The 17,248-nt window shown below is 63.4% G+C and carries 14 protein-coding genes; 7 read left to right on the top strand and 7 right to left on the bottom strand.

Annotated features, from left to right (window positions below):
* Nucleotides 1-245: 245 nt before the first annotated feature.
* Entirely contained in the window at nucleotides 246-4,949 is a 4,704-nt protein-coding gene (locus tag KHO33_RS27190; protein WP_200566027.1) for a glutamate synthase-related protein, read from the top strand.
* A 127-nt stretch (nucleotides 4,950-5,076) separates the two neighbouring features.
* Nucleotides 5,077-6,546 (top strand): glutamate synthase subunit beta, encoded by a 1,470-nt coding sequence (locus tag KHO33_RS27185; protein WP_200566028.1) that lies wholly within the window; start codon nucleotides 5,077-5,079, stop codon nucleotides 6,544-6,546.
* Nucleotides 6,547-6,739: 193 nt separating this feature from the next.
* On the opposite strand, the gene KHO33_RS27180 is transcribed toward KHO33_RS27185, so the two are convergent.
* Entirely contained in the window at nucleotides 6,740-8,005 is a 1,266-nt protein-coding gene (locus KHO33_RS27180; protein ID WP_200566029.1) for a D-amino acid dehydrogenase, read from the bottom strand.
* Nucleotides 8,006-8,022: 17 nt separating this feature from the next.
* Nucleotides 8,023-9,282 (bottom strand): MFS transporter, encoded by a 1,260-nt coding sequence (locus KHO33_RS27175; RefSeq protein ID WP_054036593.1) that lies wholly within the window; start codon nucleotides 9,280-9,282, stop codon nucleotides 8,023-8,025.
* Between the two features lie 243 nt (nucleotides 9,283-9,525).
* On the opposite strand from KHO33_RS27175, the gene KHO33_RS27170 reads away from it, so the two are divergent.
* On the top strand, nucleotides 9,526-10,452 hold the full coding sequence (locus KHO33_RS27170) for a tyrosine-protein phosphatase (protein ID WP_200566030.1): 927 nt from the start codon (nucleotides 9,526-9,528) through the stop codon (nucleotides 10,450-10,452).
* A 206-nt stretch (nucleotides 10,453-10,658) separates the two neighbouring features.
* Here KHO33_RS27170 and KHO33_RS27165 read toward each other — a convergent pair whose 3' ends face one another.
* Both KHO33_RS27165 and KHO33_RS27160 read right to left on the bottom strand, forming a co-directional pair.
* Complete coding sequence (locus KHO33_RS27165; protein ID WP_200566031.1) at nucleotides 10,659-11,948, bottom strand: ATP-binding protein; 1,290 nt, start codon at nucleotides 11,946-11,948, stop codon at nucleotides 10,659-10,661.
* On the bottom strand, nucleotides 11,945-12,685 hold the full coding sequence (locus KHO33_RS27160; RefSeq protein ID WP_093643412.1) for a response regulator: 741 nt from the start codon (nucleotides 12,683-12,685) through the stop codon (nucleotides 11,945-11,947). Before KHO33_RS27160 ends, KHO33_RS27165 begins: the two co-directional genes overlap by 4 nt.
* 450 nt (nucleotides 12,686-13,135) lie before the next feature.
* Here KHO33_RS27160 and KHO33_RS27155 point away from each other — a divergent pair, with 450 nt between their 5' ends.
* From KHO33_RS27155 to KHO33_RS27140, 4 genes are all read left to right on the top strand, one after another.
* Nucleotides 13,136-13,318, top strand: coding sequence for a hypothetical protein (locus KHO33_RS27155; RefSeq protein ID WP_054036597.1), 183 nt, complete (start codon nucleotides 13,136-13,138; stop codon nucleotides 13,316-13,318).
* Between the two features lie 45 nt (nucleotides 13,319-13,363).
* A complete protein-coding gene (locus tag KHO33_RS27150) occupies nucleotides 13,364-13,531 on the top strand; it encodes a DUF6726 family protein (RefSeq protein ID WP_328822067.1) in 168 nt (55 codons plus the stop codon).
* A 3-nt stretch (nucleotides 13,532-13,534) separates the two neighbouring features.
* Nucleotides 13,535-14,248, top strand: a complete 714-nt coding sequence (locus KHO33_RS27145) for a hypothetical protein (RefSeq protein WP_200566032.1) — start codon at nucleotides 13,535-13,537, stop codon at nucleotides 14,246-14,248.
* 131 nt (nucleotides 14,249-14,379) lie between these two features.
* Nucleotides 14,380-15,051, top strand: coding sequence for a flagellar basal body L-ring protein FlgH (locus tag KHO33_RS27140; protein WP_054036599.1), 672 nt, complete (start codon nucleotides 14,380-14,382; stop codon nucleotides 15,049-15,051).
* Between the two features lie 90 nt (nucleotides 15,052-15,141).
* Here the strand turns inward: KHO33_RS27140 and KHO33_RS27135 are convergent, their stop codons facing one another.
* From KHO33_RS27135 to KHO33_RS27125, 3 genes are all read right to left on the bottom strand, one after another.
* On the bottom strand, nucleotides 15,142-15,882 hold the full coding sequence (locus tag KHO33_RS27135) for a response regulator (RefSeq protein WP_200566033.1): 741 nt from the start codon (nucleotides 15,880-15,882) through the stop codon (nucleotides 15,142-15,144).
* A gap of 92 nt (nucleotides 15,883-15,974) precedes the next feature.
* Nucleotides 15,975-16,616 carry a hypothetical protein gene (locus tag KHO33_RS27130; protein ID WP_054036601.1) on the bottom strand — a complete coding sequence of 214 codons (642 nt, stop codon included), beginning with the start codon at nucleotides 16,614-16,616 and terminating at the stop codon, nucleotides 15,975-15,977.
* Between the two features lie 90 nt (nucleotides 16,617-16,706).
* Nucleotides 16,707-17,168, bottom strand: a complete 462-nt coding sequence (locus KHO33_RS27125) for a hypothetical protein (RefSeq protein ID WP_200566034.1) — start codon at nucleotides 17,166-17,168, stop codon at nucleotides 16,707-16,709.
* Between the last annotated feature and the right edge of the window lie 80 nt (nucleotides 17,169-17,248).

The raw sequence follows: 17,248 nt of genomic DNA, 5'->3' as shown, positions 1-17,248 counted from the left end.
TCTTTTGCACCTTTTTGATGTGGCACCAATAAAAAATAGCCGCAATGCACCAACTTGATAATTGGGGTTCGAACATCATGTTTTATTTGCTATTCCGTTGATTCGTCGCGTATATTCCGAATTCCGGCACTTTTTGGCACGCGTAACATTCAGCGTACCGAGTCGCCGACGCGGTTGCGGAGCGCACTGCGGCAATAGAAAAACGGTTTTAACGGCCTGTCCGGCCCCTCACAGACGGTGTCCCCATGAACGACCACCAGCAACCGACTCACCCGGTTCCCGCCGCGCAAGGTCTGTACGACCCGCAAAACGAACATGACGCCTGCGGCGTCGGCTTCGTCGCTCACATCAAGGGCAAGAAAAGCCACGAGATCATCGAGCAGGGCCTGAAGATTCTCGAGAACCTCGACCACCGGGGCGCCGTCGGCGCCGATCCGCTGATGGGCGACGGCGCGGGCATCCTGATCCAGATTCCGGACGGTTTCTACCGCGAGGAAATGGCCAAGCAGGGCGTGGTGCTGCCGCCGAACGGCGAGTACGGCGTCGGCATGGTGTTCCTGCCGAAGGAACACGCATCGCGTCTCGCCTGCGAACAGGAGCTGGAACGCACGGTGAAGGCCGAAGGCCAGGTCGTGCTGGGCTGGCGCGACGTGCCGGTCGACCACACCATGCCGATTTCGCCCACCGTCAAGGCGAGCGAGCCGCTGATCCGCCAGATCTTCATCGGCCGCGGCAAGGACATCATGGTGACCGACGCGCTCGAGCGGAAGCTGTACGTGATCCGCAAGACCGCGAGCCACCGCATCCAGGCGCTCAAGCTCAAGCACGGCAAGGAATACTTCGTGCCGTCGTGCTCGGCGCGCACGGTCGTCTATAAGGGGCTGCTGCTGGCGGGCCAGGTCGGCGTGTATTACCGTGACCTGCAGGACGAGCGTACGGTGTCGGCGCTGGCGCTGGTGCACCAACGCTTCTCGACCAACACGTTCCCGGCGTGGGAACTGGCTCACCCGTACCGCATGATCGCCCACAACGGCGAAATCAACACGGTGAAGGGCAACGTCAACTGGCTGAACGCCCGTACCGGCGCGATCGCGTCGCACGTGCTCGGCGACGATCTGCCGAAGCTGTGGCCGCTGATCTACCCGGGTCAATCGGATACCGCGTCGTTCGACAACTGTCTCGAACTGCTGGTGATGGCCGGGTACCCGCTCGTGCACGCCGTGATGATGATGATCCCGGAAGCGTGGGAACAGCACACGCTGATGGACGACAACCGCCGCGCGTTCTACGAATACCACGCCGCGATGATGGAGCCGTGGGACGGCCCTGCCGCGATCGCCTTCACCGACGGCCGCCAGATCGGCGCCACGCTTGACCGTAACGGTCTGCGTCCGGCGCGCTACATCGTCACCGACGACGACCTGGTCATCATGGCGTCGGAGGCTGGCACGCTGCCTATCCCCGAGTCGAAGATCGTCAAGAAGTGGCGTCTGCAGCCGGGCAAGATGTTCCTGATCGACATGGAACACGGCCGCATCATCGACGACAAGGAACTGAAGGACAACCTCGCGAACGCCAAGCCGTACAAGAGCTGGATCGACGCCGTGCGCATCAAGCTCGACGAAATCGAGGCGAAGGCCGAAGACGTCGCGACGGAACGCCGCGAAGCCGCTGCTTTGCTGGATCGTCAGCAGGCGTTCGGCTACACGCAGGAAGACCTCAAGTTCCTGATGGCGCCGATGGCGCAAGCCGGCGAAGAAGCTGTCGGTTCGATGGGCAACGACTCGCCGCTGGCCGTCATGTCCAACAAGAACAAGACGCTCTATCACTACTTCAAGCAGCTGTTCGCGCAAGTCACGAACCCGCCGATCGACCCGATCCGTGAAAACATGGTGATGTCGCTGGTGTCGTTCGTCGGTCCGAAGCCGAACCTGCTGGACACCAACAACATCAACCCGCCGATGCGCCTCGAAGTGTCGCAGCCGGTGCTCGACTTCAAGGACATCGCCAAGATCCGCGCGATCGATCAGTACACGGGCGGCAAGTTCAGCTCCTACGAACTGAACATCTGCTATCCGGTGGCCTGGGGCAAGGAGGGTATCGAAGCGCGTCTGGCATCGCTGTGCGCGGAAGCCGTGGACGCGGTCAAGTCCGGCTACAACATGCTGATCGTGTCGGACCGCAAGACCGACCGCGACAACGTCGCGATCCCGGCATTGCTGGCCACCGCCGCGATCCATACGCACCTCGTCCAGCACGGTCTGCGCACGAGCGCGGGTCTCGTCGTTGAAACCGGCTCGGCGCGTGAAACGCACCACTTCGCGCTGCTTGCGGGCTACGGCGCGGAAGCCGTGCACCCGTACCTCGCGATGGAAACGCTCAGCCAGATGGCAGTGGGCCTGAAGGGCGACCTGTCGGCGGAGAAGGCGGTCTACAACTTCACCAAGGCAGTCGGCAAGGGTCTGATGAAGGTCATGTCGAAGATGGGCATTTCGACCTACATGTCGTACACCGGCGCGCAGATTTTCGAAGCGGTCGGTCTGGCTGAAGGCCTGGTGTCGAAGTATTTCAACGGCACCTCGTCGAAGGTCGGCGGGATCGGCCTGTTCGACGTCGCGGAAGAAGCGATCCGTCTGCATCGCGATGCGTTCGGCGACAACCCGGTGCTCGCGAACATGCTCGACGCGGGTGGCGAGTACGCCTATCGCGTGCGCGGCGAAGAGCACATGTGGACGCCGGATGCGATCGCCAAGCTGCAACACTCGGCGCGCAGCAACTCGTACCAGACGTACAAGGAATACGCGCATCTGATCAACGATCAGACCAAGCGTCATATGACGTTCCGCGGCCTGTTCGAATTCAAGTTCGACCCGACCAAGGCGATTCCGCTCGACGAAGTGGAATCGGCGAAGGACATCGTCAAGCGTTTCGCCACCGGCGCCATGTCGCTGGGCTCGATCTCGACCGAAGCCCACGCCACGCTGGCGGTCGCGATGAACCGCATCGGCGGCAAGTCGAACACCGGCGAAGGCGGCGAGGACGTGAACCGTTATCGCAACGAACTGCGTGGCATTCCGATCAAGAACGGCGACACCATGAAGTCGGTGATCGGCGACGAAGTGATCGTCGACATTCCGCTGAAGGACGGCGATTCGCTGCGCTCGAAGATCAAGCAAGTGGCGTCGGGCCGTTTCGGCGTGACGGCGGAATACCTCGCGTCGGCCGATCAGATCCAGATCAAGATGGCGCAGGGCGCAAAGCCGGGCGAAGGCGGTCAGTTGCCGGGTCACAAGGTGTCGGAATACATCGGCAAGCTGCGTTACTCGGTGCCGGGCGTCGGCCTGATTTCGCCGCCGCCGCACCACGACATCTACTCGATCGAAGATCTGGCGCAGCTGATTCACGACCTGAAGAACGCCAACTCGGCCGCCAGCGTGTCGGTGAAGCTGGTGTCGGAGTCGGGCGTCGGTACGGTCGCTGCCGGTGTCGCCAAGGCGAAGGCCGATCACGTTGTGATCGCCGGCCATGACGGCGGCACGGGTGCATCGCCGCTGTCGTCGGTGAAGCATGCCGGTACGCCGTGGGAACTGGGTCTGGCCGAAACGCAGCAAACGCTGGTGCTGAACCAGCTGCGCGGCCGTATTCGCGTGCAGGCCGACGGTCAGATGAAGACCGGTCGCGACGTCGTGATCGGCGCGCTGCTCGGCGCGGACGAATTCGGCTTCGCGACGGCGCCGCTCGTCGTCGAAGGCTGCATCATGATGCGCAAGTGCCACCTGAACACCTGCCCGGTCGGTGTCGCGACGCAAGATCCGGTGCTGCGTGCGAAGTTCCAGGGACAGCCGGAACACGTCGTCAACTTCTTCTTCTTCGTTGCCGAAGAAGCGCGCGAAATCATGGCGCAACTGGGCATCCGCAAGTTCGAGGACCTGATCGGTCACGCCGAACTGCTCGATATGAAGAAGGGCGTCGAACACTGGAAGGCGAAGGGTCTCGACTTCTCGCGCGTGTTCTATCAGCCGCAGGTTTCGGCTGACGTCGCACGCAAGCACGTCGACGTGCAAGACCACGGTCTCGACCGCGCATTGGATCACGTGCTGATCGAGAAGGCGAAGGCCGCGATCGAGAAGGGCGAGCACGTCTCGTTCATTCAGCCGGTGCGCAACGTGAACCGTACGGTCGGCGCGATGCTGTCCGGCACGATTGCGAAGAAGTACGGCCACGACGGCCTGCCTGACGACACGATTCACATCCAGTTGAAGGGCACCGCGGGCCAGAGTTTCGGCGCGTTCCTCGCAAGAGGCGTGACGCTGGATCTGGTTGGCGACGGTAACGACTACGTCGGCAAGGGCCTCTCGGGCGGCCGCATCATCATCCGTCCGACTAACGATTTCCGCGGCAAGTCCGAAGAAAACATCATCTGCGGCAACACGGTGATGTACGGCGCGATCGAAGGCGAATCGTTCTTCCGCGGCGTCGCGGGCGAGCGTTTCTGCGTGCGTAACTCGGGCGCGACTGCGGTTGTCGAAGGCACGGGCGACCACGGTTGCGAATACATGACGGGCGGCACGGTGATCGTGCTCGGCGAAACGGGCCGTAACTTCGCGGCCGGTATGTCGGGCGGTATCGCTTACGTGTACGACCCGGACAACACGTTCGCGGGCAAGTGCAACAAGTCGATGGTCGCGCTCGATCCGGTTCTGCAACAGGCGGAACAGGAACGCACGGTCGACAAGGGCTTGTGGCACAGCGGCGCAACCGATGAAGTTCTGCTCAAGGGTCTCATCGAACGTCACTTCCAGTTCACGGGTTCGCCGCGTGCGAAAGCGTTGCTGGAAAACTGGGATGCATCGCGCCGTCAGTTCGTGAAGGTATTCCCGACCGAATACAAGCGCGCACTGGGCGAAATGGCAGCGAAGAAGGCGAACAAGGAAGTCCTCGCCGCTTAACTGACCCGCCCGCGGCTCGACCCGCAGACGTCACACTTAGCCGTACCCGCCGCGCTCAACTACTCGATTGTTCGACGCGCGGCGGGTGTAGATCACCTCACCTGATACAGATAGAGAAGAGAACCACATGGGCAAGGCAACCGGTTTTCTCGAGTTCGAGCGCCGCCACGAGGCGTACGAAGCTCCGCTCACGCGTGTGAAGCACTACAAGGAATTCGTCGCGGCACTGACCGACGACGAAGCCAAGATTCAAGGCGCACGTTGCATGGACTGCGGCATTCCGTTCTGCAACAACGGCTGCCCGGTGAACAACATCATCCCGGACTTCAACGACCTGGTGTTCCATCAGGACTGGAAGACCGCGATCGAAGTGCTGCACTCGACGAACAACTTCCCCGAGTTCACGGGCCGCATCTGCCCGGCGCCGTGCGAAGCGGCGTGCACGCTCGGCATCAACGACGACGCGGTCGGCATCAAGTCGATCGAACACGCGATCATCGACAAAGCGTGGGCCGAAGGTTGGGTCGCGCCGCTGCCGCCGAAGCACAAGACGGGCAAGAAGGTCGCCGTGGTCGGATCAGGCCCCGCCGGTTTGGCCGTCGCGCAGCAACTCGCGCGTGCGGGGCACGATGTCACCGTGTTCGAAAAGAACGACCGCATCGGCGGTTTGCTGCGTTACGGCATTCCTGACTTCAAGCTGGAGAAGTGGCTGATCGACCGCCGCATGCGTCAGATGGAAGCCGAAGGCGTGACGTTCCGCGCCAACGTATTCGTCGGCAAGGCGGATTCGCTGCCGGCGCATATCGGCAACACCGCGAAGGAAACCGTCACGCCGGCCGAGCTGAAAGAACAGTTCGACGCGGTCGTGATCGCCGGCGGTTCGGAAACGCCGCGCGATCTGCCGGTGCCGGGCCGCGAGCTGGAAGGCATCCATTACGCGATGGAATTCCTGCCGCAGCAGAACAAGGTCAACGCCGGCGACAAGGTCGCGAACCAGCTGCTCGCCAAGGGCAAGCATGTGGTCGTGATCGGTGGCGGCGATACGGGTTCGGACTGCGTCGGTACGTCGAACCGTCATGGCGCGAAGAGCGTCACGCAATTCGAACTGCTGCCGCAACCGCCGGAAGAAGAAAACAAGCCGCTCGTGTGGCCGTACTGGCCGATCAAGCTGCGCACGTCGTCGTCGCATGACGAGGGCTGCTCGCGCGATTGGGCGGTGGCTACCAAGCGCCTCGAAGGCAAGAACGGCAAGGTCGAGAAACTGATCGCCGCGCGCGTCGAATGGAAGGACGGCAAGATGCAGGAAGTGCCGAACTCGGAATTCGAAATGAAGGCCGATCTGGTGCTGCTGGCCATGGGCTTCACGCAGCCGGTGTCGCCTGTGCTCGAAGCGTTCGGTGTCGACAAGGACAACCGTGGCAACGTGCGCGCGTCGACTGAAGGCGACAAGGCGTATTACACGTCGGTGGACAAGGTCTTCACCGCGGGCGACATGCGCCGTGGCCAGTCGCTGGTGGTGTGGGCGATCCGCGAAGGCCGTCAGTGCGCACGTTCGGTCGATGCATTCCTGATGGGGCATTCGGAACTGCCGCGTTAACCTAACGTCTCCGGCTGGTTTTCGCTCTTCAAAGCGGAAACCAGCCACTGCTTGCAGGATGTGGTGGAGACGACAAAGCGGCAAAAACAAAGCCGGGCACCTGAGAGGGTGACCCGGCTTTTCTGTTTTTGCGACGCCAGGTGTGTCACGTGGCGTTCGTTGAAGCGTCCTGCCTACGCGTGGGGGCGCGCGGTCATTTCCGATAGCGCGCCAGCGTCAGCCCGTCCAGATCGATCTCCGGCGTGCGCTGCGTAATCAGATCCGCGACCACCCGGCCCGAGCCCATCGACATCGCCCAGCCCGTCGAGCCGTGCCCGAGATTCAGCCACAGATTCTCCACACCGGACGGGCCGAGTAACGGCGCACCATCGGGCGTCATTGGCCGGCGGCCCACCCAGAAGTGTGCGGAGGTCGGGTTGGCCGCGTGCGGAAACCAGTCCTTGAGCACTTTCATCAGCGTCTGCAAGGCCTGCTCGCGCAACGTCGTCTGGCGATTGCCGAGTTCCGCGGTGCCGGCCACGCGCAGGTTGTTGCCGAAGCGCGTGATTGCCGTCTTCAGCGACTCGTCCATCAGTGCGGCATGCGGGGCTTTTTCATCGTCGGTGACCGGCAGCGTCGCCGAATAGCCTTTGACCGGGTAGAGCGGCACCTTCACACCAAGCGGCGCGAGCAGCGCCGCACTGTCGACCCCCAGCGCCACCACGACCGCTTCCGCTTGCAACGTCTCGCTGCCCCGTTCGCTCTCGAGATGCACCGCGCGCACCGTACCGCCTCGCACGTCGAGCGAACTTATCCGCGTGTCGAAGCGAAACTGCACACCGTTGCGCTCGCAGATCGCCCGCAATTCACGGGTGAAGCGGGCGCAATCGCCGGCTTCGTCGTCGGGGAGATAGAGACCCGAGAGCGGCGTCTGACGTGCCCAGCGCAAACCCGGTTCGATCTCGACGCACTGCGCCGCGCTGACCTCACGGTGCGCAATGCCCGCATCGCGCAAGACCGCCAATGCCGGTTGCGCGAGCTCGACGTCGTACTCGCTGCGGAACAATTGCAGATAGCCCTGGCTGCGGCCATAGTCGAACGGATGACGGCCACGGAATTCGTGCAGGCACTCGCGGCTGTAATAAGCGATGCGTTGCATGCGCTGCTTGTTGACGCGAAACCGTTCGAGGTCGCATTCACGGAGCCAGCGCGCGATCCAACGCCATTGAGCCGGATCCAGGGTGGGGCGGAAAATCAGCGGTGAGGCCGGCTCGAACAGATACTTGAGAATCTTCGCCGGCATGCCGGGCGCGGCCCACGGCGTCACGTAACCCGGCGCGATCACGCCGGCGTTGCCGAAGCTGGTCGAGAGCGCGACATCCGGCTCGCGTTCGATCAGGGTAACGTCGCAGCCTTGCTGGCGCAGATAAAACGCGGTGGCGACGCCAATGACGCCGCCGCCGAGAACAATCGTTTTCATGGTTGTGTGCAACGATTTCAGGCGGTAGGGCTGGTCGCGCCGAGCACTTTGCCCTTGGTTTCCGGCAGACACACTGCGGCGACGATCACCAGCAGATAGCCCGAACCGGCGACAATACCCATCGCCTTAACAAGCGTCATGGTTTGCGACAGTGTACCCACCAGGATCGGAAAGAACGAGCCGAGGCCGCGGCCGAGGTTGTAGCAAAAGCCCTGCCCCGAGCCGCGGATCGCATTCGGATAGAGCTCCGATAAATACGCGCCGACGCCCGCAAAAATCCCTTGCACGACGATACCGAGCGGGAAGCCGAGCGCGAGCATCATGCCGTCGGTGATCGGCAGCATCGTGTAGACCATGCCGAGCACGAACGAGCCGATTGCGAACAGCACGAACGATGCGCGCCGGCCGATCTTGTCGCACAGAATCGCCCCGACGATATAGCCGGTGAACGAGCCGACGATAAGCACGATCAGATAGCCGCTGGTGTTGAAGACCGACAGATGGCGCACGGTCTTCAGATAGGTTGGCAGCCAGGTGGTGATCGCGTAGTAGCCGCCGAGCATGCCGGTGCACAGCACGCTGCCCAGCAGGGTGGTCTTGAGGTGAGGGAAGGAGAAGATCTGCAGGAAATGCGAAGTATCGAAACCGCTGTCGCGAGCGCGGCGTGTTTCGAGAAAAATTTCAGGATCGCTGACATTGCGGCGAATGTAGAAGATCCACAGCGCGGGCAGCAGGCCGATCCAGAAGCAGGCGCGCCATGCGACCTGTTCTGGCAGCAGCGCGAAGAACGCCCAATAGATGATGGCCGCCGCGGCCCAGCCGACGGACCAGCTGCTCTGCACGGTGCCGACAGCTTTCGCGCGATGTTGAGGTGAACGGATGGTTTCGGCCATCATGATCGTCACGACCGACCATTCGCCGCCGAAGCCGATGCCCTGCAGCGTGCGGGTGGTCAGCAGTTGCCAGAACGAGTGGGTGAAACCTGACAGGCAGGTGAAGATCGCGAAGGTGGCGATGGTCCACTGGAGCACACGGACGCGTCCGTAACGGTCGGCCAGAATGCCGGCGAGCCAGCCGCCGATCGCCGACGAAATCAGCGAACTGGTCGCGATCATGCCGGCTTCGCTTTTGGTCATGCCCCACGTTGCGATCAGCGTCGGGATGAGGAATGAGTAGATCATGAAGTCGAACGCGTCGACTGCATAGCCGCCGAAGCCAGCGTAGAGGGTGCGGCGTTCGCGCTGGGTCAGTTCGGTGAACCATTGGAGAGAGGGCATGTTTTTTTGTGGTCTCCAGGCGGTTTTTGCCTTCCGGCGGCTTGATCGGGGGTTTTTTGTATTCTAAGGGGACGAGGTGTTGTGCGGCCAGTTGTGGTCAAAAATGGCGATGGAGTAAGAGATTCCATTCCGGTTCCTTACCAACTACTACGATGTAACCCGAAAAAAATTATTCGCCGTTAAACTGCGCCCGCAGCACTCAAGCTGCGAAAGTCCTATTCACGTCCGCACCCGTCACCCTTAATGCACGCAACCGCAAAAACCTGCTCGCCATTCCGCCGCTCCGCGAGCACGCCTTTGCGGGCTTATCAATCGCGCCGCGCATTCCTGAAGTCCTCGGCAAGCGTGTTGCTGCTTTCCGGCATGGGCAGTTCGCTGCTGTCGGCTTGCGGGGGCGGAAATCTGGACGCCGATCAGCCGGAAACGCCACGCCTCGCCTCGGTGAGTAACTTCCGCGATGTGGCGGGCGCGGCCGCCGGTTATCCCACGGTTGACGGCAAACAGATGCGTCGCGGGGCCTTTTATCGCGCGAACGCGCTGACCCTGAGCGCTGCCGACACGGCCGCGCTCGACAAACTCGGCATCGCCGCGGTCTACGATCTGCGCACGCCTGGCGAAATCGCGCGTACCGCGGATATCCTGCCGGTCGGCGCGACATCGCAGGCGCTGGACGTGCTGGGTGTCAGCGACTTCGTCGCGCCAACCTTCGATACGGCAGGCGCCGCCGTCGCGTTCATGGAGGCCCAGGCGCGCGCCTATGTCACCGGCGCCGCTCAGCGCGTCGGCTACGGCGAGCTCCTTACGCGACTCGCCAATGGCGCCGGCGCGCAACTGTTTCATTCCAATGCCGGTAAGGATCGCACCGGTTGGGTCGCGGCTCTCCTGCTCAGCATTGCCAACGTGCCGCTCGACGTCATCATGCAGGACTATCTGCTGAGCAACGTCTATCTGGCTCAGTCGATCGCGGCGCAGACCGAGGTGTTACGCGCGCAAAGCGGCGACGCGATCGCCGCGAGCGAGTCGCCCCTGTTCACCGTCCAGGACAATTATCTGCAGGCGGGGTTCGATCAGGTGCAGGCGAGCTACGGCACGATGGCGAGCTATCTGACACAAGGCCTGGGCCTGTCTCAAGCGACGATCGACACGTTGCACGACCGCCTGGTCCTCTGACTCGCACTTGCCGCGCCTGGTGTGCCTTTTGTTGCGCGGACTACACCGGCAGGCACAGACGAAAAAAAGTCCGCCCCAAATAAGCGGGCGGACAGAGAAGGGCGGCATCGAGGTTGCCGGGGGCGACTATAAGGCCGCTGCCATCACAAAAGGCCATCCAGTAAGGGCGTGTAAGTGCCCGTGCTCGATGCCGCCTCACTGCCGCTTCACCCTTCTCGACCATCCTTCGCGTGTGCCGGCCCAACCGGCAATTCAATCCGCACTTCCAGCCCGCCTTGCGCGTGATTGCGCACATGGCAGCGTCCGCCGCGATCGTGCGCGAGCCGCGCGACGATCGCGAGGCCCAGGCCGCAATGACCTTCGCCACCACGTGCGGCGTCGAGCCGGACGAACGGTTTCATCGCCGCCGCGATGCGATCGTCGGGAATGCCTGGGCCGTGGTCGCGCACGCTGATGACCCAATGCCGGTCATCGCGTGCCGTGGCGATATCCACCGGCGGTGAGCCGTGCTCGAGCGCGTTGTCGACCAGGTTCGTGACCAGCCGGTCGAGCAAGGTGCGCGGAAGCGTGAACGACGAACCGGCGCGCAGATCGAGCGTGAAGAGCGGCGTCTCGGTGCTGTCGCCGGCGGAAAACTGTTCCTGCAGGAATTCGTCGACTTCGACCGGCGGCCCGGTGTCGGCGGACTGACCCGCAAACTCCAGAAACTGCTGGACGATGTTGGTCAGCGAGTCGACGTCGCGTATCAGGCCGGCCCGCTCACTTTCCGCAACCAGTACGCTCGCACGCAACTTCAGCCGCGTGAGCGGCGCTTTCAGGTCGTGCGCGACGCCGGCCAGCATCACCGCCTGGTCGTCACCGGCCTCGTTCAGACGCCGCATCATGTCGTTGAAGGAGCCGATCAGATCGCGCAGTTCGCGCGGACCCTGCACGGTCACGGGTTCCGGCCGGCCGCCTGAACCGAACGCGCGAGCGGCATCGGCCACGCGCGACAGCGGCCGCTGCATCTGCCAGACCGCGAACAGCGACAGAATCAGCGCCGCCGCCAGCATCGAGACGGATTCGATCACGAAGCGCGGGCGCGGCGGCACGTCCACCGGCACGACAACCCAGTTTGATTTGCCGGGGAACAGCACCCATAGCTGCGGCGGGCGCAGGTCGTCGACGGCGATCTGCGTGCCGGGCGGCAGGTTTTCGCGCAAGTGCCGGCTCAATTCGACCAGCGGACGCTGATCCGGCGTGCGCAGATGGACGCTCGACGGCATGTTCCACGTAGGCACGAGGTGCACCCGCATGGCGGGCGCAAGCGCGGCGCCCTTCATCGGCTCGCCGTTGATGGCCTGCAGCACGAGCAGAATGCCGCGTGCGAAGCCGTCGATTTCGTGGCGCGGCGGCTGCATCACCACCAGTACGAACCACCCGGCCTGAATTGCAAACAACACCGCCGCCGACAATAACGCCATTCTGCCGAACAGCGTGTTCAGCGGGTTTCTCATGCGCTTGAGGCAGCCTCGTCGGCGAACGGTGTGCCGTCGGCGTCGGGCACGAATACGTAGCCTTTGCCGCGCACTGTTTGCACGTAGCAGGGATTGGACGGGTCATCTTCGATCACGCGGCGCAGGCGCCAGATCGGCACGTCGAGGCTGCGATCGCGGAAAGCGAGATTGTCGCGATGCACGAGATCGTGGATCAGCACGCGCGACAGCACTTTGTACGGATTGTTGACGAAAATCTTTAGCAGGGCGAACTCGCTGTCGCGCAGCGGCAGCTTCGAGTCGTCGCGCGACAGCGCGCGCGTGGCGAAGTCGAGTTCGAACGGCCCGAAGCGATACGGCTTGCGGGCTTCCGGCGCGCTTGTGGTGGACGGCCCGCGGCGGCGCAGCACCGTATGGATGCGCGCGAGCAGTTCGCGTGGGTCGAACGGCTTGGTCAGGTAGTCGTCCGCACCGAGCGAAAGCCCGACGATGCGGTCGGCCACCGTACCGCGCGCCGTTACGAAAATCACCGGAATGTCGTCGCCGGCGGCACGCAGCGCGGTGAGCGCGCGTAAGCCGTCGGTGTTCGGCATCATGATGTCGAGCACGACGACCGACGGCCGCTCACGTTCGAGCCGGCGTTGCAAATGGGTGCCGTCGTGCAGCACTGACGCGTCGAAGCCGTTCGTCTGCAGAAACTTGCAAAGCAGATCGCGCACTACCGGGTCGTCGTCGACGATAAGGACCTGTGGATTCATGGCGAAATTTTAGACTGGCACGCGCGGCGCGCGATCGACTGTTTTCTTACCAATGCTTACCCAAGCTCGCGCCGTGTCCGCCGGTTCGGGCGTGAGGCCCGCCACCAAAGGCTCACGGCATATTTCACGGCCGCTATATTCGGCAGCGCGCCGGCAACGCACCGGCAAGGGTTGGCCCATTTGCCCATGCGCAGCGCGGCGTGGAAGTCATTTTGCACCGCTTGAATTTCTTCGGGGAAAGAATCTGTGCGCAATTGCTACTGACGGCAAGGGGTCGAAACGGGTCGTAAGAACCGCGGAAAAGCGCGCGTTCCTTCGCGCATCGCCACTACGTGCGCGGCGAGATGATTCGTCGTGCAGTACGTTGCGCCGCATGCCGAAAACAGCCTAACGCCTTGGGCCCACGGCAGGCGGCGTGAAATCGAAACCTAGCGCCACGCGAGGCTCATCATGACCGTTCATAGCAATCTCAGCTCAACCCGCTTTTCTTCGCTCGCGCCCACGCCGCCAGCGGAAAAACCCGCAGCCCCAACCAACTCACTGGCCACGCCGCAGACCAAGGAGCCCGCTAGCGAGGCGCCGCCGTCGCTGCCGACGGGGCTGGTCGGGCATCACGTCAACACGACTGCCTGACGCACCGAGGCCCGTGTGTCGACCTCGAGCATTCCTGAGCGTTTCATCCGTGTCGCTGCGTGGTTGACGCTGGGCACGGCGCTGCTGCCGCTCGGCGGCTGCGCCGTCGCCGCGCTGCCGTGCCGCCTGACGTCGGCCACACTGAAAATCGTCCCGGTCGTCGGCCATGCCGCGGCCGCCCCGTTCGACATGTGTTCATCCGCGATCGACTGAATCATGACACTCAAACGGTTTGCCTGCGTGCTGGCGCTGCTGGGCGGCGCGTTTTCGATGGTCGCTCACGCGCAGCCCGTTGCGCGCGAAGCGAGCGCGGCCAACGCCGCGTCGAAGGCTGCTTCCGCTGACGCACGGCGGCGCTCGCAGGACACGCCGTTTGCGTTTCGCGGCATTGCGCTCGGCATCACGCTCGACGAGTTCCGCGCGGGTTCGACCGTGCGCGCTACGCCGATTGGCAGCGTGCCTGTCTGCGAGACGGACGTGCAGGCGGGTGCACTCGGCATGCGGCTGAAATCGCGCGAGAGTCTGACGGTGGCCTGCCGCTGGGCGCATCGTGCGGACGATGGCTGGGCGGTGTCGCAAGCCGTCGTCGACGGCGCGCCGGCACTGGAGCATGTGCTGCGCTTTGCGCGTGTCGACGGCCAGAGCGCACTGCGTCTGTACGAGATTTCCTTCGTGATCGACGAGATTACCGCCGAAGACTTGCGCGACGCGCTCGCGGACCGTTATGGCACGCCGCGTCTGGTGACGCAAAGCGTGTCGTCATCGGGCGCGCTGCCGGTCTATGTGTGGGAAAACGCGGTGAGTTCGATCACGTTGTGCTTTCTGCCGGGCACCCGCAACGGCACCCTCACCTATCTGTTGAAAGGCTCGGATGCATGGGTGAAGTCGGTCGTGCGGCAATGGCAGGCGAGCGGGGCCGAGGCGGGGTGATGTGACGCCTCATCTGTCGCGCTATTTGCGGACTCATGCGTGGCGCAGATTGCGTCGTTCAACAAAGCATCGGCAACGAGCAAGACCGCAGAGTCCGTTTTTTACCCGGCCGATCCGGCCAAGGAGCATGCATGACTGCGCTACGTCTCACTGTCGCGCTAGGCGCGGTGGCTTGCCTCGCGGCTTGCGGGAGCGGCCAACAGCCGTCAATCGTCGAAACGCCGATGTCGCCGCCGCTCGCGTCGGCGCCGCTGAACGTCAACACGCAGGGCGCGATCTATCAGGCCGGTGCGCCCTTGCTGCTCTACGAAACGCCGCGTGCGCAGCATATCGGCGACGTGCTGACGATCCGCCTGTCGGAATCGTACAGTGGCAACAATAGCGCGACCGCCGCCGCGAGCCGTTCGAGCAGCATCACCGCGACCGCCGCCGATCAGTCGACCAACGCCGCCGCGCGGCTCGCGAGGCTGTTCAACATCGGCTCGGCCAGTACAGACTACAAGGGGCAGGGCAGTCTCACCGACGTCAGCGGCATGACCGGTACGTTGGCCGTGACCGTGATCGGAACGATGTCGACCGGCAACCTTGTGGTATCGGGCGAGAAGATGATCGCGATGAGCGGCAACCGCGACCGCTTGCGCCTGTCGGGCATCGTCAATCCGAAGGATATCGAAGCAGGCAATTATGTGGCGTCGAGCAAGGTCGCGAATGCGCGCATCGAGCAGGCCGGCGTGGGGATGGTTTCCGACTCCACCACGATGGGCTGGCTGCAGAGAATGTTTCTGAGTGTGCTGACGTTCTAACGTCGATGCGGTGCGCGCGCGAGATGCGCGACACGCCGCGTAGGTTTTCTCAAGTCCGAGGCCTGGCGCCAGGCGCTCGCCGGGCAAGCATCATGCAAGCGGTGGCGCGTCGCGCTCCGCAGCGCCGATTTCACCGTCCGGCACGAACACGTAGCCCCGTCCCCAGACGGTCTGCACATAGCGAGGCTCGGACGGATCCACTTCGATCAGCCGCCGCAAACGCCAGATCGAGACGTCAAGACTGCGATTGCGATGCACCTCGCTATTGCCGTGAAGTTTCTCCAGCAACTGCGCGCGCGTGAGTACGGTCATCGCGTGCGTGACGAACACCTTGAGCATCGCGAATTCGCTCGAACGCAGCGGAATCCGCTCACCGTCGCGGCGCAATTCGCGTGCTGGAAAATTCACCTCGAAACGGCCGAAACGATAGGGCGCGCGTTGCTCCGGCGCGCTCGGCGCAATCGTGCCGCGGCGGCGCAGGACCGTGCGAATCCGCGCGACCAGCTCGCTCGGTTCGAATGGCTTGCCGAGATAATCGTCGGCGCCGAGTTCGAGGCCGATCACGCGGTCGATCGGATCGGCGCGCGCGGTCAGCAGGATCACAGGAATATCGTCGCCGGCGACGCGCAATGCGCGTAGCGCGCTAATGCCGTCGAGCTCCGGCATCATGATGTCGAGCACGACCAGCGCGGGACGTTCGTCCTGCAAGCTACGCTGCAGCGCCATGCCATGTTCGAGCGTGGATACCTTGAAGCCACGCCCCACCAGATATTCGCTGACGAGCTCACGTACGACGGGGTCGTCGTCGACGACCAGAATGGATTGGTTCATCCAGGTCATCTTAGTGATCCACGCGAGCGGCGCAAAGCGCGAAACGCTTTCGAATTCTTTCTCGCGTAAGAGAAAGCAAGCAGGCTGGGCGCCTAGTTTGCCAGCGACGTCTGGATGGTCTGCATCGGCTGCCGGACCAGTTGGGTCTGATCGACCACCATCTTGTCGATCAGACCATTGAGTTTGGTCGAGGCGGTCGAGAAGCGGTCTGTGTTGAGGCCGCCGGTCTGGTAGCGCGCGGTGACGAGAATGCGCCCGTGCTGGATCAGCGTCAGATCGATGATCGACAGATACTGGATCGTTTCGTCGCTGAACGAACGGCGGCCGTAATCGATCGCGGCGTTGTAGACGAGGCGCGCCTCGCATCCGGCGGGCGAGGTGCCCGGATTGTAGACGTCCGAACGAATGCCGTGCCGGTCGAGCGCAAGCTGCAGCGCCGGCACGAAATCGCCGACCGTCACGGTCTGATTCACTTCGATGCAGACGTTATGCACGTCCGCCGGTCGGCCATTGACGAAGGTCGGCGATGAGTAGTTCGCCGCGATCGCGTAGCCCGCCTGAATCACGGAGCCGGTGGCGTCGGCCGCCGAGATCAGCGTCCACGCGCAGCCGTTCAGGCCGCAGGCGAGGGTGGCCGAGGCGGCGAGCCACGCACAAGGCCGCCGCAACATGACCCACGCGGCCATTGGGGCCCGCGTGAAAGCGTAAGCGCGCAAGCTTGGCGTAGAGGTCATGATGCGGTGCCTGGTGGCGGTGAGGAAGTACGGCAAATGACAACGGGTCCCAGCAGAAAAGCAGCGGAGCGTGGCAAAAACGGCCCACGCTCAGCGCGTGATGCGCAGGCGCAGTTCGTTTTGCCCTTGCACGCTGGCCGTCACGTTTACGCGCCGATCCTCGGTGGTCACGATGAAATGCTGACGCGTCGGTGTGTTGACGTCGTGCACGACGTTCGGAAAACAGGCGGCGATATCGGCGCCGAATTCTTCGAGCGGATCGTTGACGACACCGTCGGCTTGCCAGTGCGCGCGCCAGTGGCAATCGTAGGCGTGCGTGTTGGCGCGGCAGTCGTCCACGGCCGATACCCCCGGCAGTTGCGCGGCAGGTTGCACGTGCAGCTGCTTGAAGTCGGGTGCGTCGACGATGTGTTTGAGCGCGGGGCAAACATCCGCCGGCTCATTGGGCTGGGTGGCTTGCGCAGCGTACGCGGCGCTCGTGAGCAGCAGGGCTGCGCCAAGCGCAAGCGCTGCGCGCTGGGTCAAAGGATAGAAGCGGCGATCGAATGACATGTGCGGAGAGTCCAGTAGCAGTGAGGGGCGGGGCGGGCGGCGCATGGTACGGCCCGCACGACTATCGTCGCTGCTACAGG

It is taken from the genome of Paraburkholderia nemoris (assembly GCF_905221015.1).
GTDB lineage: Bacteria > Pseudomonadota > Gammaproteobacteria > Burkholderiales > Burkholderiaceae > Paraburkholderia > Paraburkholderia nemoris.
Note: the sequence above shows the minus strand (reverse complement) of the source record. Positions and strands in the feature narration are given on the sequence as shown.